The 22798-nt window shown below is 48.4% G+C and carries 22 protein-coding genes and 3 pseudogenes; 12 read left to right on the forward strand and 13 right to left on the reverse strand.

Going from position 1 to position 22798, the window contains the following annotated elements:
- Positions 1-106: 106 nt before the first annotated feature.
- Positions 107-190 (forward strand): annotated as a pseudogene (locus OGV52_RS13860) (hypothetical protein); the annotation flags it as partial.
- A gap of 109 nt (positions 191-299) precedes the next feature.
- Positions 300-1397: an acyltransferase family protein gene (locus OGV52_RS13865; RefSeq protein WP_287108655.1), complete on the forward strand. Its 1098-nt coding sequence runs from the start codon at positions 300-302 to the stop codon at positions 1395-1397.
- 133 nt (positions 1398-1530) lie between these two features.
- Here OGV52_RS13865 and OGV52_RS13870 read toward each other — a convergent pair whose 3' ends face one another.
- Entirely contained in the window at positions 1531-3231 is a 1701-nt protein-coding gene (locus OGV52_RS13870; RefSeq protein WP_287108657.1) for a phage head-binding domain-containing protein, read from the reverse strand.
- A gap of 91 nt (positions 3232-3322) precedes the next feature.
- Between OGV52_RS13870 and OGV52_RS13875 the strand changes: the two genes are divergently transcribed.
- Positions 3323-3541 carry a hypothetical protein gene (locus OGV52_RS13875; protein ID WP_287108658.1) on the forward strand — a complete coding sequence of 73 codons (219 nt, stop codon included), beginning with the start codon at positions 3323-3325 and terminating at the stop codon, positions 3539-3541.
- On the opposite strand, the gene OGV52_RS13880 is transcribed toward OGV52_RS13875, so the two are convergent.
- Together OGV52_RS13880 and OGV52_RS13885 are read right to left on the reverse strand one after the other, a co-directional pair.
- Positions 3523-5121, reverse strand: a complete 1599-nt coding sequence (locus tag OGV52_RS13880) for a P22-gp16 family phage DNA ejection protein (RefSeq protein ID WP_287108659.1) — start codon at positions 5119-5121, stop codon at positions 3523-3525. The two genes, OGV52_RS13875 and OGV52_RS13880, sit on opposite strands and share 19 nt — an antisense overlap.
- 14 nt (positions 5122-5135) lie before the next feature.
- Positions 5136-5336, reverse strand: a pseudogene (locus OGV52_RS13885) (Arm DNA-binding domain-containing protein); the annotation flags it as partial.
- A gap of 456 nt (positions 5337-5792) precedes the next feature.
- Here OGV52_RS13885 and yniD point away from each other — a divergent pair.
- Complete coding sequence (gene yniD, locus OGV52_RS13890; protein ID WP_003030590.1) at positions 5793-5900, forward strand: small membrane protein YniD; 108 nt, start codon at positions 5793-5795, stop codon at positions 5898-5900.
- Between the two features lie 166 nt (positions 5901-6066).
- Here the strand turns inward: yniD and OGV52_RS13895 are convergent, their stop codons facing one another.
- Entirely contained in the window at positions 6067-6825 is a 759-nt protein-coding gene (locus OGV52_RS13895) for a DUF481 domain-containing protein (protein ID WP_016152863.1), read from the reverse strand.
- A 287-nt stretch (positions 6826-7112) separates the two neighbouring features.
- Here OGV52_RS13895 and pfkB point away from each other — a divergent pair, with 287 nt between their 5' ends.
- Positions 7113-8042 carry a 6-phosphofructokinase II gene (pfkB, locus tag OGV52_RS13900; protein WP_016156336.1) on the forward strand — a complete coding sequence of 310 codons (930 nt, stop codon included), beginning with the start codon at positions 7113-7115 and terminating at the stop codon, positions 8040-8042.
- A 269-nt stretch (positions 8043-8311) separates the two neighbouring features.
- Positions 8312-9172, forward strand: coding sequence for a fructosamine kinase family protein (locus tag OGV52_RS13905; RefSeq protein ID WP_016152861.1), 861 nt, complete (start codon positions 8312-8314; stop codon positions 9170-9172).
- Positions 9173-9236: 64 nt separating this feature from the next.
- On the opposite strand, the gene OGV52_RS13910 is transcribed toward OGV52_RS13905, so the two are convergent.
- Positions 9237-9773: a YniB family protein gene (locus tag OGV52_RS13910; protein WP_019076635.1), complete on the reverse strand. Its 537-nt coding sequence runs from the start codon at positions 9771-9773 to the stop codon at positions 9237-9239.
- Positions 9774-9941: 168 nt separating this feature from the next.
- Here OGV52_RS13910 and hxpB point away from each other — a divergent pair, with 168 nt between their 5' ends.
- The 4 genes and pseudogenes from hxpB to tcyP all read left to right on the forward strand — a co-directional run bounded on the left by hxpB (position 9942) and on the right by tcyP (position 12973).
- Entirely contained in the window at positions 9942-10610 is a 669-nt protein-coding gene (hxpB, locus tag OGV52_RS13915; protein WP_016156335.1) for a hexitol phosphatase HxpB, read from the forward strand.
- A gap of 30 nt (positions 10611-10640) precedes the next feature.
- A pseudogene (locus OGV52_RS13920) lies at positions 10641-10763 on the forward strand (SDR family oxidoreductase); the annotation flags it as partial.
- Between the two features lie 83 nt (positions 10764-10846).
- Complete coding sequence (locus OGV52_RS13925; protein WP_087121839.1) at positions 10847-11446, forward strand: metal-dependent hydrolase; 600 nt, start codon at positions 10847-10849, stop codon at positions 11444-11446.
- A 135-nt stretch (positions 11447-11581) separates the two neighbouring features.
- Positions 11582-12973, forward strand: coding sequence for a cystine/sulfocysteine:cation symporter (tcyP, locus tag OGV52_RS13930; protein WP_019078417.1), 1392 nt, complete (start codon positions 11582-11584; stop codon positions 12971-12973).
- Positions 12974-13039: 66 nt separating this feature from the next.
- Here the strand turns inward: tcyP and cedA are convergent, their stop codons facing one another.
- Complete coding sequence (gene cedA / locus OGV52_RS13935) at positions 13040-13285, reverse strand: cell division activator CedA (protein ID WP_369707928.1); 246 nt, start codon at positions 13283-13285, stop codon at positions 13040-13042.
- Positions 13286-13494: 209 nt separating this feature from the next.
- On the opposite strand from cedA, the gene katE reads away from it, so the two are divergent.
- Positions 13495-15753: a catalase HPII gene (gene katE, locus OGV52_RS13940; protein WP_141875107.1), complete on the forward strand. Its 2259-nt coding sequence runs from the start codon at positions 13495-13497 to the stop codon at positions 15751-15753.
- Between the two features lie 36 nt (positions 15754-15789).
- On the opposite strand, the gene chbG is transcribed toward katE, so the two are convergent.
- From chbG to osmE, 7 genes are all read right to left on the reverse strand, one after another.
- Positions 15790-16548 carry a chitin disaccharide deacetylase gene (gene chbG, locus OGV52_RS13945; protein WP_019076632.1) on the reverse strand — a complete coding sequence of 253 codons (759 nt, stop codon included), beginning with the start codon at positions 16546-16548 and terminating at the stop codon, positions 15790-15792.
- Positions 16549-16560: 12 nt separating this feature from the next.
- Positions 16561-17916 carry a 6-phospho-beta-glucosidase gene (locus OGV52_RS13950; RefSeq protein ID WP_047417871.1) on the reverse strand — a complete coding sequence of 452 codons (1356 nt, stop codon included), beginning with the start codon at positions 17914-17916 and terminating at the stop codon, positions 16561-16563.
- Positions 17917-18040: 124 nt separating this feature from the next.
- Complete coding sequence (chbR, locus tag OGV52_RS13955; RefSeq protein WP_085951046.1) at positions 18041-18883, reverse strand: transcriptional regulator ChbR; 843 nt, start codon at positions 18881-18883, stop codon at positions 18041-18043.
- Positions 18884-18893: 10 nt separating this feature from the next.
- Positions 18894-19241, reverse strand: coding sequence for a PTS N,N'-diacetylchitobiose transporter subunit IIA (chbA, locus tag OGV52_RS13960; protein WP_003030618.1), 348 nt, complete (start codon positions 19239-19241; stop codon positions 18894-18896).
- A gap of 54 nt (positions 19242-19295) precedes the next feature.
- Entirely contained in the window at positions 19296-20654 is a 1359-nt protein-coding gene (gene chbC / locus OGV52_RS13965; protein ID WP_003030619.1) for a PTS N,N'-diacetylchitobiose transporter subunit IIC, read from the reverse strand.
- 87 nt (positions 20655-20741) lie between these two features.
- On the reverse strand, positions 20742-21062 hold the full coding sequence (gene chbB / locus OGV52_RS13970; RefSeq protein ID WP_003832547.1) for a PTS N,N'-diacetylchitobiose transporter subunit IIB: 321 nt from the start codon (positions 21060-21062) through the stop codon (positions 20742-20744).
- A gap of 297 nt (positions 21063-21359) precedes the next feature.
- Positions 21360-21701: an osmotically-inducible lipoprotein OsmE gene (osmE, locus tag OGV52_RS13975; protein ID WP_003030621.1), complete on the reverse strand. Its 342-nt coding sequence runs from the start codon at positions 21699-21701 to the stop codon at positions 21360-21362.
- A 210-nt stretch (positions 21702-21911) separates the two neighbouring features.
- On the opposite strand from osmE, the gene nadE reads away from it, so the two are divergent.
- Complete coding sequence (gene nadE, locus OGV52_RS13980) at positions 21912-22742, forward strand: NAD(+) synthase (protein ID WP_047498859.1); 831 nt, start codon at positions 21912-21914, stop codon at positions 22740-22742.
- The last annotated feature ends 56 nt before the right edge of the window (positions 22743-22798 follow it).

Below are 22798 nucleotides of genomic sequence, written 5' to 3' on the forward strand. Positions count from 1 at the left end.
TTGCACCATTCTGTTTCACATTGATTCAAATTGCCTTGCAACAATGAATGCGATCGACTAAGTGAATAAGATGCGAGCGCATGCTAGCAGTGTTTTTATGCGTAGGGCATGCAATCACGCTCAGTACATGGATAAGCGCAGGGAGATGATGCAGTGGTGGGCTGACTGGATTGATGAGAAGGTGAATTGACCACCTAATGGATAGTTTACTTATCGCTGTAAATTATTAATTATTAGACACATAATTACAATCCATGATAAATTATAAAGGTTTATCTTAACTCATTAAGAGTATGCTCATGCTATTATCATTGCAGTATTTGAGAGGTATTGCCTCGCTTTTGGTGGTGCTTTACCATGCAAGAGGCGAAATTAGTAATGTATATGCTCAAAGCAATCTAGGTGAATTGCTTTTTGGGAATGGTTATATTGGTGTTGATTTATTTTTCATGATAAGCGGATTTGTTATTATGCTATCTACTGAAAAGGATAGGTCGTCTTTCTCATTCATAATTAAAAGGTTGTTTAGAATTTACCCTGTTTATTTGGTCTGCTTATTTGCCTTGGTATTCCTTCAGGGAAGACCGTTTGATGTCAACTTACTAAAATCTTTATTATTTATAAATCTTGATTTGTTCTCAGAGGCTCCTTGGTTTGGGTATACAATTATATTCACAGCATGGACATTGATGTTTGAGATCATCTTCTACATGCTTTTCTACATTTCTTTGGCTTTATCATGGAAATATAGAGGGTATATTTGCATGTTATTAATTGCGTCTGTCGTATTATGTACAAACATTTATTTTAACGGAAGTGTTAACTTTAGTGGCTATTCAAGCATAACTATTGCACCAAATCAAGAACATAGCATTTGGTTAGGCATGGCCAGAGTTTTATCATCTCCTATGTTCTTTGAATTTATTATTGGTATGGTTATTTATAAAATTTACGCTTCAACTAAAATAAATATAAGAAATAACTACACACGAATTGCTGCGATTATATCCATAGCTTTATTTTCATATTTCTATGTTACCGGATACAATGGTGGTCACGGTCCTTTGAGTTGTGGTGTATATGCTGCAATTCTGTTATTGACATTAGTTCTTTTTGAGAAGACGTGTAAGGTTAAATATTCAGCAACACTAAGCTATTTTGGTAATATTTCTTATTCGTTATATCTTACGCATGCTCTTGTCATGAACATATTACCAACCGGTATAATTCCTGGTTCTCTCTACTCTCAGGATCACGGTTTTTCTAATTTATATCTTATATTGCTGGCTTCAGTTTTTATTTCAACCATACTCTACTATACAGTAGAAGTGTTTTTCGTGAGATTTGCTAGGGTGATGCTTAAAACCATCATGATAAAAAACACAAGTGCAATTTAGTTTGTGATATTATATATGAGTAGGCCCATGGAAGGGATTTTATCAAGATATTAGAAAGGAATAGGTTTTCTGGCTTTATGAGTATGTTGTTAAACAACCGCCTCATAAAGCCATTTAATTTAAGGAAGGTTTATCATAAGAAACTTTTGCTCATCCCAGTTATCTCGATTGTTGTATTTACAGCAATATCTGTGGAGCCAGCATTAACAAGCTGTACATTTGCAGAGTTAGCAGCAGAAGAAACCTGAACAATGAGCCCTGCATATAAATGTCCCATGTTCCACATAACTGCGCTACCACTCTTCAAACCAGGAACAGAAACTGATGTTGTAACTGTTCCGCCACTTCCTACAACTGTAGTGTTAATCGTCGAACTGCCCCAGACCTTGTTGAACACACCAGCCAGAGTGTGGAGCTCTTCCCTTACTTGTGTTTTCAGTTGGTTTTCAGGAATTTCTTCTCCGTTGTCAGTACCTAATACAGTACTGCGATGACCATTTGGATTCACGTTGATCCAGTTAACAAGACTTGGGTTCCCATAAGGGAAAAGAGCAAGGCCAATAAAAGTCTGACGACCTCCATCTTTTGCCTGACACGTTATTGCTGGGTTGCCGTTATCAATACTGGTGTTTATCCAAACGTTATGATAAGGAGAATTTATCGAGAAAAACCATTCAAAAGCACTACCAACACTTTCAATATTGCAGGTCATGAAGGTGTTAGTTTCATACACCCCGCGAGGGTTACTGAAATTGTAAGCAAGATTGCTTGCTGTCCACGTGTTGCTTATAAAGGTCCATCTATTTACATATCCGTTAAAATTAACGCAACGAACACTGTCACCGGCATAACATTGCTCTACTATTCCGAAGTAACATTGACCTCCGGCAGATGTATCAACAGCGTTAGGGTATGTGATGACTCCATCGGTAGTTACACGAGTATCATCAATCCACTTATTAATAGATAGTGCGTTGTTAAATAGGCTCATTCTGACACGGGTAAATCTGGGGTAAGAAGCATCATTGATATCAATAGCATTAATATCTTTTGCATTTCTCCCTACCAGGTAAACATCACGAATCCCCATATTGTGAGCACCCGGCACCCATCCCGATGGACGTATACCGCGGATCATTGTCCCTCCTGCTGGAAAACTAGTTGAGGCTCTGATTAGGGTCTTATCGTAACCGCCACCAACAAGCGTAACGCCGGGGTACAAAAGTACCATGTCGGAAATGAAGAAATCACCAATCACTGTTACTTCTGGAATGCCAAGGGTAAACGCAGCAACGATTGCGGCCTGCAGGTTTGCTGTCAGATCCGGTTGCCCGCTAATCACTCCGCCAGGGACAAAATCAGCAGCCAGGTCGATAGAGTTTCTGAGTTTTCTGTCTACAGTGGTTAATTGTGATGATGGCTGGTTTAGATTGAACCCGACAAGTGTTGATCCGTCTTTTGACTGAAGCTCTGCCGTGAATCGCTGCTCGAACTGGTCAGGGTCATACTTTAGCACATTCGGATAGTAGAATTGTTGAGTGCCGTATGCATCGTAAATAGCCATGGAATGGCCCTTAACGGTTACGAATTTTGCAATCTGACCGTTGTATACAGGGTACCCACCTGAGTTTATTACGATTGGCTGAGAAACAGGGATTGGGTCTGAACCGTCTTCAGGGTCAATGTACACTTGAATCTGGTTTGCAGGATTAACCGGATCAGTGTCAATCTGACCGATATAAACTTTACCGTTAGCGTTGGCTTTAAATGAACGAGCCAGTGTGAACAACTGAGCCGGTTGGCTCACGACAACATTAGGTATGATGTCTGACATTAATATGCTCCGGGCGCAGCAAAGCCGCACAAGCTAAAACTTGCGCAGCTATGCTATAATTATGTTAGTTAAACTTATTAAGGAGATTTAAATGATTGGTCTTGTGTATTTCGGATTTATCGTTTTTGCAGTTGCCTCTATTATAGCCATGGCAACAATTGGATCCTTAATTGAAGGATTAAGAAAAAATAATACCGAAAATGAAGAATCCATATCTAAACTTCAGGATGAGGTTTTCTATCTGAAGTTAGAAATTGCAAAATTAAAATCGGGAAATAATTCAGATAGTCATTACTCCCGCGCCGCTTGAGACGCTATGATTGGTCTGGCTAAGTTTACTGCGTTGTTTAATGCGCGTTCATATGCTGGAGTTCCTGGCTTAGTATTGGCTAGCCTAAGTAATGCATTCCTTACCGGCTTAGACTCATAAACCCTCACTGCAAGACCATATCCAGCCTCGGATGCTAAAGATACACCACCAGATGCAACACCGGTACCAAGCCTTAAAGGATTGGCTAGAGCCTGACCTGTCTGTGTAACGATATTTGCTGAATCCGCTCTGGATGTTTCTCTAAGAACATCATGCAGTGCATCAAGCTCTTTCATATGCTTACCGCTAAATATGGTGTTATAAATTTCACCTCCAGCCTGACGCTTAAGCTTGTTTACCTCTGTGATGAACTTTGCTGGTGATCCTCCAGTTTTCTCCGAGATTCGGCTGATATACGCCGCCCTCATGGCATCCTTACCTTTCTCGTCTAATGCAGGCCAAATGCGCTTGATGTCTGAGGCGTTACGGCTATAAACCACACTATTGATTAGCTCAGGCGTAGCCTCACTGGTTGCTTTGTTGAGATTAGTGGCAATCTTTTTGTTAAGAACCTTGTTGTAGATATTAGAGTAATCAGAGTTCGCTCTAATGTATTTAGCGGCTTCTTGTGGTCCAAGATTTTTACCTACAGCACCACGAAGATCTCTAGTCATGGCGTTCTCTATGCGGTTTGTAATGGCTTTAGCCTGGTCAGGGAAAACCATTGCATCACCCTGAACATTTGACCGGAACGCCGTTCTGTGTTGCTTCAGTAAGTCGAAATCAATATTAGGGTTTGATAGCTCTGATTTGAGATTCTCCAGCGTAGAAACTAAGTTTTTGTCAGCTGAAGTACCGAGCCTATTTAACTTAGCTAAGCTGTCGTCAATGGCGGTTACCGCATTGGATGCTTCAACCGGAGTTGATCCCATCTTTTGAGTAATTTCATTCAGCGCGTTGCCAGCCATATCTCTTCTCCCCTTTAAAGTACCAGTAAGAGATTTGACTACATCGTCCGGATTGTACTCGCCAAATTTATCAAGATAGTTTGATACCGCATTGCTTCTTGCTGCCTGCTGAGTTTCTCTTTGAGCCCCAGTTCCTAGCAACGCACCCTCCTCTCCCTGCACAAGCCCCCTGGTAAATGCGTTACCAGGCTTAATCATGTCAGAGGTAATTGGTGTAACACCGACAGATTCAGCATTCGCTATGGTCTTAGCTGCTTCAGGCGCAATGCTCCCTTTTGCTGCGGTAATCCCCCTTCCAATACCTTTTGCTATTGACGAAAGTGCTCCTTGAGCGCCAATGTTTATCGCAGCATTCTTAGCCACATTAGTCGCAAAATCTCCATCCTGATTAGTTGCATCAGCGATAGACCCTGCAATCATGTTTCCTGCAACTCCAATGCCAGGAGTAAGGTAGTTACCAACTGACTCACCTGCCTGTGCGTATGGGTCAGTTGGCCTATCTACAGGGCGATATACATCATCGAGCACCTTTGGACCACCAAGCCCTTGGCTGATGGCATTTATTAAACTCGCCCCCCCCTGCAAAGCCCCTCTTCCAGCCAACCCTTGCATTCCTCCATAGCATCACGGGCTTCTTTGATCGACATCTTGCCATAGGTGCCAAGTTTTAGCCGGGCAGGTTTCCCGTTGAAGCGATAGCGGTACTGAAAGGTGATAAGCCCCTTTGGGCTTATCCTGGCAGAAAGCCCACTACCATCAGCTATCTCCTCTGGTCCATCATATGGCTTGCCAGCTATACGTCTGAGCTTAGTATCGTTGAGAGGCATGCTTGTCCCTGTTCAGCTTTGTCGGAATTGGTACACGATTTGGTACACAGATTCTACGACACGAACGCTGACAAGATGAACTAAATTGAAACGGGTAAATTGAAGAAAGTTAGGTGCGATGCGGAATTGGTGAAACAGGTAGGAACAGACATGAATGAGGTGAAATTCTGGATGGTACTTACACGTAAGATCACATACAAAGATTCAATATTTAAAATCATCAAAAAGGTGTGGGCTGATTCCCGCTTCACTCTGCGAAATATGTCACTGGTCGCCTTAATGGCTACACTGGACCTACACCCGCTTTTTGATAACACCGTTTGACAGTGTACACGGCATTACGAGCTGATCAAAGCAACAATCAACGCGCACTCTATGATGTAAATCAATTCACTGACACCCTGACGTTTTTGTTACACTTGTATAAAGTCATCTAACCTGAGCAGGAAAAGGACAATGCCAACAAATCGCTTTGCGAAGAAACACTGGAAGATGGTTGTAATACTGCTCGTTATTTGTGCGGCAATGCTGATGCTACGTTGGGCTGCGATGATCTGGGGTTAAAATACTGGCACACGCTGTTCCGGTTCCGTTGTATTTATCAATTAAATCGAATTCGTCTGAAAATAGCGCGTTATTGATAAGTATTAAAAATAAAACACAGATTTAATATTAAATAAATTTAACGTTATTGAGAAAAGCCGGGCCAATTATTTGACCCGGCTTGTCATTACATACGATAGCCGAGTGACACAGTAGTACGACGATCGGTATGCTCCGGCGCTGTTGCCGGTGGTTCAGAGTTCCAGGTAACGTTGTAAGCCACCTTTAACCCAAAGTGTTCGTTGATGGCAACGTTCAAGGCCGTTTCAGAATTGAGCGTTGTATCGTCAGCACCAAATACCGACACCCCTTGCGTAAACTTAGTATTGTCCGTCATCTGCCACGCATAGGCCCCGGACGCATAGCCCAGCGGCTGTGTTTCGGTGGTGCCATCCGTGTGCTCGTCATAGCGCACACCAGGACCGAATTCAAAACGGAAGCTGTGCACTGGTCCGTTTAGGAACTGACGACCATAACCTGCGGTCAGCACGTCACGCTCGCGATAGCCGTTGTAACGGTCGGTCAGCCAGCTTGCCTGACCAAAGAGATAATCATAGTCGGTCATGTTATAACGACTACGGCCACCTACGGCATATTTCTCCGATGAACGCTCATCATTTGAGGAGGTATTGCTGGCATTTCCCCACAAAGACCACGCCGTAGTTTGACCGTACCAGGTCATGGTGGTGTCTGCAGTTAAAGAAGAACTTTTTGTGTTGCCTGACTGGGCGAGATATCCCGCGTTCAGGTTACCCTCAAAGGGTTTTTTCGCACTGGAAGGGTCATCCATGACAGTAAAAACGGAATCATCGGCGGCAGCCTGCATTGACGCAAGCAGGCCACCCGTCAGCAGTAACGCTGCGGGCACTGTCTTCAAAAGCTTCATTTATTAAGAGTCCGTACAACAAAAAAAGAGACCATAACGGTCTCGGAAACTTTCATATGGATCAATGACAAAAGACCCTTGAAAGGTAACAAATTATAAAAAGACTCGAATAACATAGCAATAAATTCTTATTTCATTTTTTGAATAAGAGCGTTCCTAAACCGTTTTTTTATTTATATATCTTTAACGCGATTATTTTAAATAAAGATATGAAAAATCATGTTGTTAATTACTTCACTTTCGGGGGGTTAAGTGCCAGACTGAGGACAGCCTAACAGGAGGTAAAGATGGTACGTATCTATACGTTAACACTTGCGCCCTCTCTCGATAGCGCAACAATCACGCCGCAAATCTACCCGGAAGGTAAGCTTCGCTGTACCTCGCCGGTTTTTGAACCCGGCGGCGGCGGTATCAACGTCGCTCGCGCGATTGCCCATCTTGGCGGCACCGCTACGGCCATCTTCCCTGCGGGTGGCGCCACCGGAGAGCATCTTGTTGCTTTGCTCGCCGACGAAAATGTTCCCGTGTCCACCGTCGAAGCTAAAGACTGGACCCGACAAAATCTCCATGTCCACGTTGAGTCCAGCGGCGAACAGTATCGCTTCGTCATGCCAGGCGCTGCGCTCACCGATGATGAGTTTTACCAACTTCAGGATCAGGTGCTGGAAATTGAGTCTGGCGCACTGCTGGTTATTAGCGGCAGTTTGCCGCCTGGCGTACAGCTTGAGAAGCTGACCCGGCTCATTACCACAGCACAAAAACAAGGGATTCGCTGTATCGTCGATAGTTCTGGCGAAGCGCTGGCGGCAGCATTAACCATCGGCAATATCGAACTGGTCAAACCCAACCTCAAAGAACTGAGCGCGCTGGTGAATCGCGAACTCACGCAGCCCGATGATGTGCGCAACGCCGCGCAGGAAATCGTGCAAAGCGGAAAAGCGCATCGCGTAGTGGTCTCGCTTGGACCACAAGGAGCGCTGGGCGTTGATCGTGAAACCTGTGTCCAGGTGGTTCCGCCACCAGTGAAGAGTCAAAGTACCGTAGGCGCGGGCGACAGTATGGTCGGGGCCATGACGCTTAAACTGGCTGAGAGCGCACCTTTTGCAGATATTGTTCGTTACGGTGTCGCCGCAGGTAGCGCCGCCACCCTGAATCAGGGTACGCGTCTGTGCGCTTTAGACGATACGCAAAAAATATACGCGTATCTGGCTCAGTAATAACGGCTTCCCCTTGTTTAGCTACAAGGGGATTTCCCCGTAAAACTGTCGGCATAGGTGTTATACGTCTATGATGAAAAATCACGTGATTACAAAGCAGTGAATCATGTGCGACCAGGCGTCTTCACAACTATGCGAGGTGAAGAAGAACGACACACATTAAGTGCCTTTCCAGCGATGACGCGTCCGTGGTGTGCGTCAGTTCGTGTTTTTTAACCGCATTCTTGCGCTAACCTTATGATCTGGCAGACAACATGGGGAGAGACATCATGTGGCAGGCTATCAGTCGTCTTTTAAGCGAGCAATTAGGTGAAGGCGAAATCGAACTGCGTAACGAACTGCCCGGCGGAGAGATCCACGCCGCATGGCATTTACGCTATGCGGGGCGCGATTTTTTCGTTAAATGCGATGAAAGAGAGCTGTTAACCGGCTTTACGGCGGAAGCCGATCAGCTGGAGCTACTTTCTCGCAGTCAAACCGTATCTGTACCGAAAGTCTGGGCGGTAGGCGCAGACAGAGATTACAGCTTTCTGGTGATGGATTTCCTCCCTCCCCGTCCGCTTGATGCGCACAACGCGTTTATCCTCGGCCAACAGTTGGCGCATTTGCATGAATGGAGCGATCAGCCGCAGTTTGGGCTCGACTTCGATAATGCGCTCTCTACCACGCCGCAGCCCAACACCTGGCAACGTCGCTGGTCAACCTTTTTTGCCGAGCAGCGTATTGGCTGGCAGCTGGAACTCGCCGCTGAAAAAGGCATTGCGTTTGGCAATATCGACGCCATCGTCGAGCATGTTCAGCAGCGTCTCTCTTCTCATCAGCCGCAGCCGTCTCTTCTGCATGGTGATTTGTGGTCCGGGAACTGCGCTCTCGGCCCGAACGGCCCGTACATCTTTGACCCTGCCTGCTACTGGGGGGACAGAGAGTGTGACCTGGCAATGCTGCCGTTACATACCGATCAGCCGCCGCAACTCTATGACGGTTATCAGTCTGTTTCTCCGCTACCATTGGATTTTCTCGACAGACAGCCTGTCTACCAGCTCTATACGCTGCTGAACAGGGCTATTCTGTTCGGGGGACAGCATCTGGTCGTGGCGCAGAAAGCGCTGGACAGGTTACTGGCGGCTTAGCAAAGTCGCACGTTGCTTATCTGGCCTGGCGTTTCGCAACGCGTCAGGCCTGATAGTGCAGCAGTTACAAAAAACCCAGTAATGAAAAGAAGAAGTAGCCAATCACGATAACGATCACCGGCAAAATATAGAGCGGGAAAATTTGTAAAAAGATCGTATGGTGCGGTACCACAATACGCGACTCAAGTTGCTCACGTGATAACCCTTCACTGCCCTTTGCCTGTTCCAGAATCAACTGGTCCTCAACGCCCTCGCGTAAATAACGCGCCTGACGGCTCATTCTGGCGCCTGAATCCTGCAACGCCAGACCGATAAAAATCAGAATGAAAATCAGCCAAAAAACGAGATTCAGTCCACTTTGAAAATCGGGCGTCGGCGAGTTATACCAAAACACGTTAAGAAAAGGTGTGTTCACACGCATCATGTCGATCATCACGTGTGCAAAATCGAGCATGACCGCGTTAATCCCTTCCTGCTTTTCGCTGTGCGCATACATAAACTTCAGTACTGAAACCAGGGTTGAAATCAGCGCGGGAATGAAAATCACCCATCCCACCAGCCTTTTCAAGATAGCAATGCGTCCAGCTTGTTGATACGTCATGAGTTCCCCTTGATTAAGACGTGTCATTTTGGCCTAAGTTTACCCGTTGATTATCGTTTTCGCCTGATCTTTAAAGGCGGTATACTGCTGAATTAGCCATAATGAACGCTCAGAGCCCGTCCAGGCTGGCTCTTAATCCCTTTTATCACCCGTAAAGGAGAGGTTGTGATGTCAACCCCGCGTCAAATTCTTGCTGCAATTTTCGATATGGATGGATTACTGGTCGATTCTGAACCGCTTTGGGATCAAGCCGAACTGGATGTGATAGCAAGTTTAGGCGTTGATATCTCCCGCCGCCATGAACTTCCCGATACACTTGGCTTACGCATCGACATGGTGGTTGATTTGTGGTTTGCACAACAACCGTGGAACGGTCCCTCACGTCAGGAAGTAACCGAGCGCATCATTACCCGGGCAATTGCGTTAGTTGAAGAAACAAAACCACTGCTGCCGGGCGTGCGTGAGGCCGTGGCATTGTGCAAATCTCAGGGGTTGAAAGTAGGACTGGCATCCGCCTCGCCGCTGCATATGCTGGAAAAAGTGCTAACCATGTTTGATCTGCGCAGCAGCTTCGATGCACTGGCTTCTGCGGAAAAACTGCCCTACAGCAAACCGCACCCGCAGGTTTATCTCGATTGCGCGGCAAAACTGGGCATTGACCCTATAAACTGCGTAGCACTGGAAGACTCGGTGAACGGCATGATTGCTTCGAAAGCCGCCCGTATGCGTTCCATCGTAGTACCTGCTCATGAAAATCAGGACGATCCTCGCTTCGTTCTGGCCGACGTCAAACTGGCCTCGCTCACCGAACTCACTGCCGCTCACCTGCGCGGCTAATCCTGCGACGGGCAATGATCGCATTGCCCGCCTGCCGGACGCTGGGGCACGCCTGATGACCTGAAAGGCCCGGTCGTGTTCCTCGCAAGTCCTGCCTCGGACTATATACATGGCTATACGCTGTCCGTGGATGGCGGTTGGCTGGCGCGGTAAAGGCGCACTTGTGACAAAGGGTTACAACGTCACCTCTTCCGCCTACTGTATAAAACCCCTATACTGTATGAATCGACAGTTTATTGGGTTTTATCATGACGGCGGAAGGCCACCTTCTTTTTTCTATTGCCTGTGCGGTATTTGCCAAGAATGCCGAGCTAACGCCCGTTCTTGCGCAGGGTGACTGGTGGCATATTGTTCCTTCAGCCATTTTGACGTGCTTGCTGCCGGATATCGATCATCCAAAATCCCTGCTGGGGCAGCGTCTGAAGTGGGTATCAAAGCCCATTGCCCGGGCATTTGGTCATCGCGGGTTTACGCATAGCCTGCTGGCGGTTTTTGCCCTGCTGGCCACGTTTTACCTGAAAGTCCCTGATACCTGGATAATTCCAGCGGATGCCTTACAAGGTATGGTTCTCGGTTATCTCAGCCACATTCTGGCCGACATGTTGACCCCGGCGGGCGTCCCCCTGCTTTGGCCCTGCCGCTGGCGTTTTCGTCTGCCTATCCTCGTGCCGCAAAAAGGCAATCAACTGGAGCGGTTTCTGTGTATGGCGCTGTTCGCGTGGGCAATCTGGATGCCGCAGACCGTACAAGAGAACAGTGCGGTGCGCTGGTCATCACAGATGATAAATACGCTGCAAATGCAGTTTAATCGTTTTATAACGCACCAGGTTGACTAATAAATCAGCCAAAAAGTTATTTTTGGCATAAACAATTCCATTTGAATATAAGAGGCAAGTCACAGTTCTGCTAATCTTGCGCCAACAGAATCACCGTCACACGGTGATACGCATAATAAGATCAGGAGAACGGGGATGAACTATCCATTAATCGCGAACATTATCGTGTTCGTAGTGCTGCTGTTCGTGCTGGCGCAAGCCCGTCACAAGCAGTGGAGTCTGGCAAAAAAAGTACTGGTCGGTCTGGTCATGGGTGTGGTGTTTGGCCTCGCCCTGCACACCATTTATGGTTCCGACAGCCAGGTTCTTAAAGATTCCGTACAGTGGTTCAACATTGTCGGCAACGGTTACGTCCAACTGCTGCAGATGATTGTCATGCCGCTGGTGTTTGCATCTATTCTCAGCGCCGTTGCGCGTCTGCACAACGCCTCTCAGTTAGGTAAAATCAGCTTCCTGACCATCGGTACGCTGCTGTTTACTACGCTGATTGCCGCGCTGGTAGGGGTTCTGGTGACCAACCTGTTCGGCCTGACCGCAGAAGGCCTGGTGCAAGGTGGGGCCGAAACCGCTCGTCTGAACGCGATTGAAACCAACTATGTTGGCAAAGTAGCTGACCTCAGCGTTCCACAACTGGTGTTGTCGTTTATCCCGAAAAACCCGTTTGCCGATCTGACCGGAGCTAACCCGACGTCAATTATCAGCGTGGTTATCTTCGCTGCATTCCTCGGTGTTGCCGCACTGAAGCTGCTGAAAGATGATGCGCCGAAAGGCGAGCGCGTGCTGGTCGCTATCGATACCCTGCAAAGCTGGGTGATGAAGCTGGTTCGTTTGGTGATGCAGTTGACACCGTACGGTGTTCTGGCGCTGATGACCAAAGTGGTTGCAGGCTCCAACCTGCAGGACATTATCAAGCTGGGTAGCTTTGTCGTGGCCTCTTATCTCGGTCTGGGCATTATGTTCGTGGTACACGGGATCCTGTTGGGTGTTAACGGCGTTAGCCCGCTGAAATACTTCCGCAAGGTGTGGCCGGTGCTGACTTTCGCCTTCACCAGCCGTTCCAGCGCAGCCTCAATTCCGCTGAACGTTGAAGCGCAAACCCGTCGTCTGGGCGTGCCTGAATCCATCGCCTCTTTTGCCGCCTCCTTTGGCGCCACCATTGGCCAGAACGGTTGTGCAGGGCTGTACCCGGCAATGCTGGCAGTAATGGTCGCCCCGACCGTCGGGATCAACCCGCTGGACCCGATGTGGATTGCGACGCTGGTCGGTATCGTCACCGTCAGTTCCGCAGGGGTTGCGGGTGTGGGTGGCGGTGCAACGTTTGCCGCGCTGATCGTCCTGCCAGCTATGGGTCTGCCGGTCACGCTGGTTGCGCTGCTGATTTCCGTTGAGCCGCTGATCGATATGGGTCGTACCGCGCTGAACGTGAGCGGTTCTATGACAGCCGGTACGCTGACCAGCCAATGGCTGAAACAGACCGATAAAACAATTCTGGACAGCGACGATAACGCCGAACTGGCGCATCGCTAAGTCTGTTAGATCTGAAAAACAAAAAAAACCGCCGGAGTGTCATGCTCCGGCGGTTTTTTATATCCATTAATCGCTCAGTTCATTTTCCTGGCGAACCTGATTAGCCCAGCGTTGCGCTGATTCCGGGACCGTAAATGCAGGCGAACGCTGAAACGCCTCCCCTATTAAGACAAAAGCGACATATTTTCCGCGCAGTATCCATACGTCACGAAACGCATCCATTTTAACCGCATGCTCTGGTGGGGCTGGCTCCACGCGAGGAACATAGCTAATTACCGGACGATTTTGTTGGCGAAGAGGTTTCATAATCAGTTGCTTCACTAAAGACTAATTCTAAAAATCAGAAAACGGCTATCTTAGCCGATTTTGCCTCCTGACGTCCTGCCTTGCGTGCGCTGTTTGCCTGGTTCATCGCGCTTTACGCCCTCGGTCAGTTCCTGCACCACTGAGCAAGTGGTCTATAGTTAAAGCTTTTGACGGCAACAACGACCTTTAAGCGATGAAAACAGGAGACGAGTTTAATGTCACAGAATGATAAGCACCCACTCCATCACTCAGCGCCGGTTCATGATGCCAGCGAATCCCAGCCAGGACTTGACTCACTGGCGCCAGCAGACGGTTCACATCGGCCAACACCTGAACCCACGCCACCAGGCATGCAGCCCACTACGTCCGGCAGCTTAAAAGCGCCTGACACCAAAAGTGACAAACTCAACGCGCTGGATAGTTTTCGTAAAGGCAGCGAAGATTTTGCTCTGACAACCAATCAGGGAGTGCGCATCGCGGACGATCAAAACTCTCTGCGCGCAGGAAACCGTGGGCCAACTCTGCTGGAAGACTTTATCCTGCGGGAAAAAATCACCCATTTTGATCACGAACGCATCCCGGAGCGGATCGTACATGCCCGAGGTTCGGCCGCTCATGGTTACTTTCAGCCCTATGCCAGCCTCAGCGCGACAACGAAAGCGGACTTTCTGAGTGATGAAAATAAAATCACCCCGGTTTTTGTCCGTTTCTCTACGGTTCAGGGCGGCGCAGGCTCAGCGGATACGGTCAGAGATATTCGAGGATTTGCGACCAAATTTTATACTGAGGAGGGCATTTTCGATCTGGTGGGAAACAACACGCCAGTCTTCTTCATTCAGGATGCCCATAAATTCCCGGATTTCGTTCATGCGGTAAAACCGGAGCCGCATTGGGCTATCCCACAGGGTCAAAGCGCCCACGATACCTTTTGGGATTATGTCTCGTTACAGCCAGAAACGTTGCACAACGTTATATGGGCGATGTCCGACCGGGGTATTCCACGCAGCTATCGCACGATGGAAGGCTTTGGCATTCACACGTTCCGGTTGATAAATGCGCAAGGGAAAGCCACCTTTGTCCGTTTTCACTGGAAACCGCTGGCGGGCAAAGCTTCGCTGGTATGGGATGAAGCGCAAAAACTTACCGGTCGTGACCCCGATTTTCATCGCCGCGATCTGTGGGAAGCTATCGAAGCAGGCGATTATCCGGAATACGAACTGGGGCTGCAGCTCATTCCTGAAGAAGACGAATTCAAGTTCGATTTTGACCTGCTCGACCCGACCAAGCTGATCCCGGAAGAGCTGGTTCCGGTGCAACGCGTCGGTAAAATGGTGCTGAACCGTAATCCGGATAATTTCTTCGCCGAAAATGAACAAGTCGCTTTTCATCCCGGACACATCGTCCCTGGTATCGATTTTACCAACGATCCCTTGCTGCAAGGCCGCTTGTTTTCTTATACCGATACCCAAATCAGCCGCCTGGGCGGGCCCAACTTCCATGAAATCCCGATTAATCGCCCGACCTGCCCGTACCATAATTTCCAGCGTGACGGCATGCATCGTATGGACATCGATACCAACCCTGCCAACTATGAACCTAATTCCATCAATGATAACTGGCCGCGTGAAACGCCGCCGGGGCCAAAACGCGGTGGATTTGAGTCGTATCAGGAACGGATTGAAGGAAACAAAATCCGCGAACGTAGCCCCTCTTTTGGCGAATACTATGCGCACCCTCGCCTGTTCTGGCTAAGTCAGACGCCAATTGAACAGCAGCATATTATCGGCGGATTCAGCTTCGAACTCAGCAAAGTTACGCGCCCCTATATTCGGGAAAGAGTGGTTGAACAGTTAGCCCATATTGATACAGCCCTCGCCGAGGCGGTTGCCGATAATCTCGGTTTTGAGCTAACCGAGGAACAGGCCAAAATCGCCCCACCGGCTAACGTCAATGGTTTGAAAAGTGCGCCGTCACTCAGTTTATATGCGGGTGCGCAAGGTGAGATTAAGGGCCGCGTGGTCGCCATTCTACTTAATGACCAGGTGAAATCGGGCGACCTGCTTGCCATCATGCAAGCCTTACAGGCCAAAGGCGTTCACGCCAAACTGCTCTATTCCCGAATGGGTAATGTGGTTGCCGATGATGGTTCCGTCCTGACAATCGCCGGTACCTTTGCGGGTTCACCATCGCTGACCGTCGATGCGGTTATCGTTCCGTGTGGCAATATCGCAGATATCGCTATGAACGGTGATGCCCGATATTACTTACTCGAAGCGTATAAGCACTTAAAACCTATCGCACTGGCTGGCGATGCGCGTCAGTTTAAAGCAACGTTGGATATCAAAACTGAAGGAGAAGAAGGCGTGGTGGAGGCAGACAGTGCAGACGCACAGTTTATGGATACCCTGCTGACGCTAATGACTGCGCACCGCGTCTGGTCACGCGCCGGAAAAATCGACACGATCCCTGCCTAAAAAAATGCGGCGCATTATGCGCCGCAAACTCAGGAGTTAGACGTTCAGAAAACTGCCAAGACGATAACCGCGCTCCGCAATAGCATATTTCAGTGACGGAGACGTCAGCACGTCGAGCTCAGTTAAGCGGGGGTAACAGTAGGCACTTTGACGAATAATGTCATCGATAAAGGCCGGATGACACATCACTTCCAGCGAGGACTCTCCCCGGTCTGCTGACGCGTCAAGCGTTTGCAAAAACAGGGCTTCAGAAATCGCTTCGCCATAAAACTCGCTGCTGAATCCCTGGGAAGTCCGTAACGTCTGCGGAAAGTCAGACGCCTGGAATACCGTCTGACGATCGATCCGTAACGCAATCCCCCGTTGGGCAGCAAACCCGGCCACGATAGGGAAAATCTGCGGGAACATATGCACATGGTGATGGCTATCCAGATGCGTTGGCTCCCGCCCGAACAGGTCAATAAAACGCTGATACTGCGCGGCCAGTTCCTGAGATATTTCATCCAACGGCAAGGTGTCTTCTTCAGCCATCTGCCAGATCCATTTTCCCAGTAACCCGTCACGAGTAAGGCCTGGCATTGCCGTCAACGGCCTGCCCAGCGTCAGAACAAAATGCATCCCAACGGCAAGTTCAGGTATATCGCGACTCAGCTGTACAGCATGGTCAATGGCTGCGCCATTAACCAGTGCGGTTGTCGAGGTGACCACGCCATTGCGACAGGCTTCAACAATGCCGTAGTTTTGTCCTTTACTCAGGCCAAAATCATCCGCATTTACAATCAGTACGCGTTCCATAGCCGACCTCAGTTAGTGTTGTTCGCTTTTGAGTTTCTCGATACACCCGGCGAAGTTTGGCAGCCATTTTTCATGCGCCAGAATTAGCTCACGCGCCAGAATCTCGGCATCGCTGTCAGAATGCACCAGCGGACTCAGGTTCAACGCCAGCAGCACATCATTCAGCTCACCGCTCAGTGCCGCATTGCTCGCCGCGACTTCAAAGCCTTTAATGGTATAGATAAGGCCGAGCACTTTCTCATCAAAATGGGTAATACGTGGGTGCGGCGTGGCGCCGTTGCGTCCCAGTGTACAGGTCATCTCAACCGCCCAGTCCGCCGGGATATTGTCAACATGCCCATGGTGCGGAACGTTGACATAGTGCTCGGTCTGTTTGTCGTTGTAGATGGCGTTGATCACTTCACAGGCCGCATCGGAGTAATAGGCTCCACCGCGCTGTTCCAGCTCTTTCGGTTTCACGTTCAAATCCGGGTTTTTGTAGAGTTCAAACAGTTGTTTCTCCACTTTCTGTACCACCTGAGCGCGAGCGCCGCCCTTATAGTATTCACCCATTTCAATCGCCAGCATCTCTTTTGGCTTGAAGTAATAGAGCAAATATGAGCACGGCAGCAGCTTCAGCGAGCGAATCAACCCTTCACTGAACGGCAGATCGAAGATGTTCTTCACGGTGGAGGCTTTCAGTTGACCTGAAGCCACGCCATCCAACAGTTCATCAAAGCGTGATTTACCATTCACCAGTACGTCTTTAATAAAGACCATATGGTTCAGACCGAACAGATCGATGGATAAGTCATCGCTCTCTTTCAGCGCCAGCACATCGCTAATGAACATTTTCATGCCGACAGGAATATTACATACACCGATGAATTTCTTAAAATTCGTATGGCGATAGACCGCTTCCGTCACCATCCCGGCCGGGTTAGTAAAGTTAATCACCCACGCATTCGGGCACAGTTCTTCCACATCTTTGACAATATCAAAGATAACCGGAATAGTACGCAGACCTTTGAACAGCCCACCAGCGCCGTTGGTTTCCTGCCCCAGATACCCGTGACTCAGCGGAATGCGTTCATCCTTTTCGCGGGCTTTCAGTTGCCCTACGCGCAGCTGGGTAGTAACGAAATCAGCATCTTTCAGCGCTTCACGGCGGTCCAGCGTTTTAAACAACTTCATCGGCACGCCAGCTTTATCGATCATGCGCTGGCAAAGGTCAAAAATAATGTCCAGCTTCTCTTTTCCATCGTCGACATCAACCAGCCACAATTCAGAAACCGGTAATTCATGATAGCGCTTAATAAAGCCTTCAAGTAACTCAGGGGTGTAGCTGCTCCCGCCACCGATAGTGACGACTTTTAATTTCTGGCTCATACTTTCTCCCTTCAGTGTCAAAACACTGACGTGTATTATGCTCAACCCGTTTGTCAGATATAGCGTGGCTGTCCCGACGCTATTTTGGGCAAGCTATAAAAAATGGGTTATTGGCAAATAATATCTACTGATTAAATTCAGTTAATTTCTTACGATAGCTATTAGGTGTAAATGACGTCAGCTTTTTAAACGTTTTAATAAACAGACTTGGACTACTGTAGCCAGATTCGTAAGCAATATCCGTTACAGAATAGTTAGTCATTTCCAGCTGTTTTTTAGCAAAGTTAATGCGGATTTCATTAATGATCTGCATCGGTGTTTTGCTGTAATAACGCTGGGTTGCACGGGTCAGATACTCCTGGGATTTCGCGGACAGGTGTACCATGTTTTCCAGCGCATTCTCGCTAAACTGCCGTTTGTCATGCATGGTCTCCACGGTGGTTTTAAGCCACTGCGGAATATCATCCAGCACCTGCTCTTCGCGATGATGGCGCAACCGGTTAATAATATAGAAGGTGACCACTTCTACAAATTCATCCAGACCACTCTCGCGAAAGTTCAATGATGCAATAACCGTTTCAATGTAAGTGAGAAACGAATTATTCGCCCGATAGACCTGCGATGCAACGAAACAAAATGGCAGCAGCGGGTGGTAGTGCTGTTCAAAAAAGCGTTTACTGATACCGACGTTCAGGATCCTTGTCGCCCCAAAATCATAAAAACTCTGGTGGTGCGATCCCAATGGAATAAATACAAAGTCCCCGCGTTCGAGCAATACGCGTTTACCGTTGATTTCCTGATAATAGCGCCCGGTTAAAACCAGGGTAAATTCGTAGTAGTCATGCTGATGCAGCCCGCTGATGCTCTCAGTTTTGTTGTAGATGAACACATGGAAATTTTTGCCATTAAACAGCTGCTGCTCATAGACGGTTTTGATTTCCGGTGCGTTAATCTGTAGCTGCATTATGCACTCCTCGCTATTTCAGCTTTTCGTGAAGCTCAATCAGTTCAGTCACCAGCTCACGCGCCAGCATTGATGTCATCAGGTGGTCCTGAGCATGAACCAGCACCAGGCTAACTTTCATTTTACCTTCGCCCTGATCGCCTTCAATCAGTTTCGTTTGCACGAGGTGCGCTTCATTCAGCGCCAGACGAGACTGGTCCATCATAGCCTTAGCTGACTCGAAATCGCCTTGCTTGGCCATTTTGAGCGCGCCGTACGCCAGGCTACGCGCCTGACCGGAGTTGATGATGAGACCCATCACCACTTCTTCAAGTTCTTCTGCTTCTGACTGCGTGTCGACGATGTTTTCGATATCCAACATACTTTTTTCCTCTGGTTCAGTCCGGCATGACCGTGAAGCCATGCCGGATTAAATTTAGAATTTCAATGCGTTAGCGATATCTTCTTCGCTTTCTTCTTGATCAATAACGTTCTGCGCTTTGTTGGCTACCACCACGAACGGCAGGTAAACCAGCGTGGCGATACCAAGGTTGAACAGCGCGACCAGCAGAGCAGCGACGCTACCGTTGGTGTTAAAGAACGCGCCCAAACCGGTTGGCATGGTCCACGGTGCGATGTTGGTAATCGGTGGAATAATGCCGGAGTAATAAGCTGCCAGCGTAATCGCCGCCAGAATCGGCTGCACCAGAATGAACGGGATAAACATCACCGGGTTCATGATGATCGGCAGACCGAACAGGATAGGTTCGTTAATCTGGAACAGGCCTGACGGCAGTGCCAGTTTAGCAACCTGACGATAATCCGGACGACGCGATGCCAGGAAGATAGCGATAATCAGACCCAGCGTAGCCCCGCTACCCCCGAGGAAAATATAGGAGTCGAGCATCGGTTTCGCCCAGACGTGGAAGGTCTTTCCAGCTTCCAGCGCGGCGTCTACGGAACCAAACTGTTGGTAAATGGAGATGTTTTCCAGCGCCCATGGCGTCATGATACCGCTGTCCAGCGCGGTCAGCGCCAGTGAACCGTGAATACCGAAGAACCACAGCAGCGGAACAAAAATCACGTAGGCCCAGCCCACCACGCTGCCCAGCGATGCCAGCGGAGTTGAAATGGAATCCATGATGATCTGGTGGAAGTTCGTACCCCAGGTGTTCAATGCCCAGGCGATGATCCCCATAATGGAGAGGATAAGGAAGCCAGGAATCAGCGCAGAGAAAGAGCGCGACACGGATGTCGGTACGCTATCAGGTAATTTAATTACCCAATTGCGACGGACCACAAAGGTGAACATTTCCGCGACCGCGAGGCCGATAATAATACCGGAAATAATATTGGCACCGCCGAGCCAGTTCGCGCCAACGGCATAGGCTTCACCCACGCTATATGGCGTTACGGTCATAAACGCGGCGACGGATAACAGCCCGGCAGCCAGAGAGTCGACTTTGCGTTCTTCTGCCAGCGCCATACCGATAAAGAACGGCGCCATCAATGACATGATACCCAGCGTACCGTTATAGACGTTTCCACCAATGCCTTTCAAACTATTCAGCGTTTCAATAGTTGAAGCATCAAGTCGAATGCCCATTGAATAAAAAAACGACCCCTCCCCAAAGCTCAGGAAAACGTTATTGATTAATACAAACATGGCCCCTGCGAGGGTTAACGGCATTAAACGAATAAAACCGTTTTTGATTGCATTAACGTGTGGCTGTTTTCCAATTTTTACAGCAAAAGGAAGGAGTACCTTTTCAAGTGAAGCAATAGCGTTACTCATAGAAAAATACCCTTAAATACCGCAATTAATAATTGCGGTGAATGTTAATGAAATAACTCTTTGACGGGAAAAATTAAAATAAAATAATTAATTTGCTGCGGCTTTTTTAATTGCTGCAACCGCAGCCTTAAGCACGCCTAAACCATCGACTTTGCCATACAGCAGCGAGTCAATCACTTCCACAGGCTTGTTGGGTAACAAACGCTGAATTTCGGGCAACATATAAGCAATTTGTGGACCTAATAATACAACATCGGCCACTGGACCTTTTTCTCCGGCCAGCGTTTCAGGAAACGCTTCAATAATAACCGGTACTTCGTATTTTTCGGCCTGAGCACGCATCTTCGAAACCAACAATGAAGTCGACATGCCCGCAGAACAAAACAGATAAATGTGTTTCTTTTCCATTAAAACGATCCTCATGTGCGATTATCTGTCACCAGACACTCCGCAAGCCCTAACCTGCATCCATGCTCTGGGTAACTTGCGTCAGCTAAATTACTTTTTTAGGTGGCTGAAATGAGTATACGGGATTGCACAGGCGGATGGTATTTCCTTGACCAACTAAATTGTCTCTCCTTGACCTGGCGTTATGACCACCCTCACACTTCAGGCAAATAATTCGCGTCAATAATTAAGATCGTGTGACATAAAAAAACCGGCGCAGTGGCCGGTTTTCCCGAGTGCTCAGGCAATAAACAGTTGTTACTTCTTCGCTGCCTGCGGGTCGGTGTCGTACTCTGCGCAGGTCTGGTAGCCAGAGTTAATCACGTGTCCGGTGTCATCTAAAGCAACAAAATAGGTCTCAGCTTTACCATCTCGTTGACCCAGGATGTAGGTCTGACACGTCCCACGCGCATGGATCATACTGACTTCGGAAGACGGTTTACCGGCAATCTGCGCTACCTGCGCCCGGCTCATCCCTTTCTTCACATCTTTCACCACGGGCTGAACAAATTGGTCTTTCGTACGATCGTAAGCCGTACACCCTGCCAGCATAGTCAAAACAGCCGCTGCGCTCAGAATTCCTGTTAGATTCTTGTTCATATTCCGTCCTCTTGTATTTCAGCGTGTTATATAAGCCTGGAGCACAACAACGCATTTTTCAAGCAATCAGAGGATACTTAGGTGGTTTCGGAAAATTCTATTAAAACAAAATGATGCTATATCAGGCTCGCATCCCTTGTCGTTTGGGCCTCAACGCGTTAGCTTTAACACATCATTTTTTTGATCATTTTATTTTTCGGAGGGGGTTAAATGACTCTGCAGCAAGAGATTATCCAGGCGCTTGGCGCAAAACCGCACATCGATGCAGAAGAAGAAATTCGCCGCAGCGTGGATTTCCTGAAATCGTATCTGCAGACCTACCCCTTTCTGAAATCGTTGGTGTTGGGAATTAGCGGCGGACAAGACTCAACGCTCGCGGGAAAACTGTGCCAGATGGCGATCACCGAGCTGCGAAAAGAAACGGGTAATGACGCACTGCAGTTTATTGCCGTACGCCTACCGTATGGCGTTCAGGCCGATGAGCAAGACTGCCAGGATGCCATCGCCTTTATTCAACCGGACCGCGTACTGACCGTCAATATTAAGGGCGCGGTGCTGGCCAGCGAGCAGGCCCTGCGTGAAGCGGGTATCGAACTGAGCGATTTTGTGCGTGGCAATGAAAAAGCCCGTGAACGTATGAAGGCACAATACAGTATCGCCGGCATGACCAGCGGCGTTGTCGTGGGTACCGATCATGCTGCAGAAGCCATCACCGGATTTTTCACTAAGTACGGCGATGGCGGTACCGACATTAACCCACTATTTCGTCTGAACAAGCGCCAGGGCAAACAACTGCTTGCCGCGCTGGGGTGCCCGGAGCACTTATATAAGAAAGCACCAACTGCCGACCTCGAGGACGATCGCCCTTCTCTGCCGGATGAAGCCGCACTGGGAGTCACTTACGACAACATCGACGACTATCTGGAAGGAAAAACGCTGGATGCCGACGTCGCGAAAAAAATTGAAGGCTGGTACGTGAAAACTGAGCATAAACGTCGCACACCGATCACCGTGTTTGATGATTTCTGGAAAAAAGCGTAATCCTTTTCCCTTCAAAATGCCGGGTAGCGCCAGGATTGGCCCTATCTGGCATTAGC

The sequence above is a fragment of the Citrobacter sp. Cb041 genome (assembly GCF_030336655.1).
GTDB lineage: Bacteria > Pseudomonadota > Gammaproteobacteria > Enterobacterales > Enterobacteriaceae > Citrobacter > Citrobacter braakii.

Bases quoted from the DNA above. Each gene is read 5' to 3' on its own strand.
- nadE (WP_047498859.1), top strand. From the start codon at position 21,912: ATGACTCTGCAGCAAGAGATTATCCAGGCGCTTGGCGCAAAACCGCAC.
- chbG (WP_019076632.1), bottom strand. From the start codon at position 16,548: ATGGAACGCGTACTGATTGTAAATGCGGATGATTTTGGCCTGAGTAAA.
- OGV52_RS13865 (WP_287108655.1), top strand. From the start codon at position 300: ATGCTATTATCATTGCAGTATTTGAGAGGTATTGCCTCGCTTTTGGTG.
- OGV52_RS13870 (WP_287108657.1), bottom strand. From the start codon at position 3,231: ATGTCAGACATCATACCTAATGTTGTCGTGAGCCAACCGGCTCAGTTG.
- yniD (WP_003030590.1), top strand. From the start codon at position 5,793: ATGCCAACAAATCGCTTTGCGAAGAAACACTGGAAGATGGTTGTAATA.
- OGV52_RS13950 (WP_047417871.1), bottom strand. From the start codon at position 17,916: ATGAGCCAGAAATTAAAAGTCGTCACTATCGGTGGCGGGAGCAGCTAC.
- OGV52_RS13905 (WP_016152861.1), top strand. From the start codon at position 8,312: ATGTGGCAGGCTATCAGTCGTCTTTTAAGCGAGCAATTAGGTGAAGGC.
- osmE (WP_003030621.1), bottom strand. From the start codon at position 21,701: ATGAACAAGAATCTAACAGGAATTCTGAGCGCAGCGGCTGTTTTGACT.
- OGV52_RS13880 (WP_287108659.1), bottom strand. From the start codon at position 5,121: ATGCAAGGGTTGGCTGGAAGAGGGGCTTTGCAGGGGGGGGCGAGTTTA.
- katE (WP_141875107.1), top strand. From the start codon at position 13,495: ATGTCACAGAATGATAAGCACCCACTCCATCACTCAGCGCCGGTTCAT.
- chbB (WP_003832547.1), bottom strand. From the start codon at position 21,062: ATGGAAAAGAAACACATTTATCTGTTTTGTTCTGCGGGCATGTCGACT.
- OGV52_RS13895 (WP_016152863.1), bottom strand. From the start codon at position 6,825: ATGAAGCTTTTGAAGACAGTGCCCGCAGCGTTACTGCTGACGGGTGGC.
- OGV52_RS13910 (WP_019076635.1), bottom strand. From the start codon at position 9,773: ATGACGTATCAACAAGCTGGACGCATTGCTATCTTGAAAAGGCTGGTG.
- tcyP (WP_019078417.1), top strand. From the start codon at position 11,582: ATGAACTATCCATTAATCGCGAACATTATCGTGTTCGTAGTGCTGCTG.
- pfkB (WP_016156336.1), top strand. From the start codon at position 7,113: ATGGTACGTATCTATACGTTAACACTTGCGCCCTCTCTCGATAGCGCA.
- chbA (WP_003030618.1), bottom strand. From the start codon at position 19,241: ATGTTGGATATCGAAAACATCGTCGACACGCAGTCAGAAGCAGAAGAA.
- hxpB (WP_016156335.1), top strand. From the start codon at position 9,942: ATGTCAACCCCGCGTCAAATTCTTGCTGCAATTTTCGATATGGATGGA.
- OGV52_RS13875 (WP_287108658.1), top strand. From the start codon at position 3,323: ATGATTGGTCTTGTGTATTTCGGATTTATCGTTTTTGCAGTTGCCTCT.
- chbC (WP_003030619.1), bottom strand. From the start codon at position 20,654: ATGAGTAACGCTATTGCTTCACTTGAAAAGGTACTCCTTCCTTTTGCT.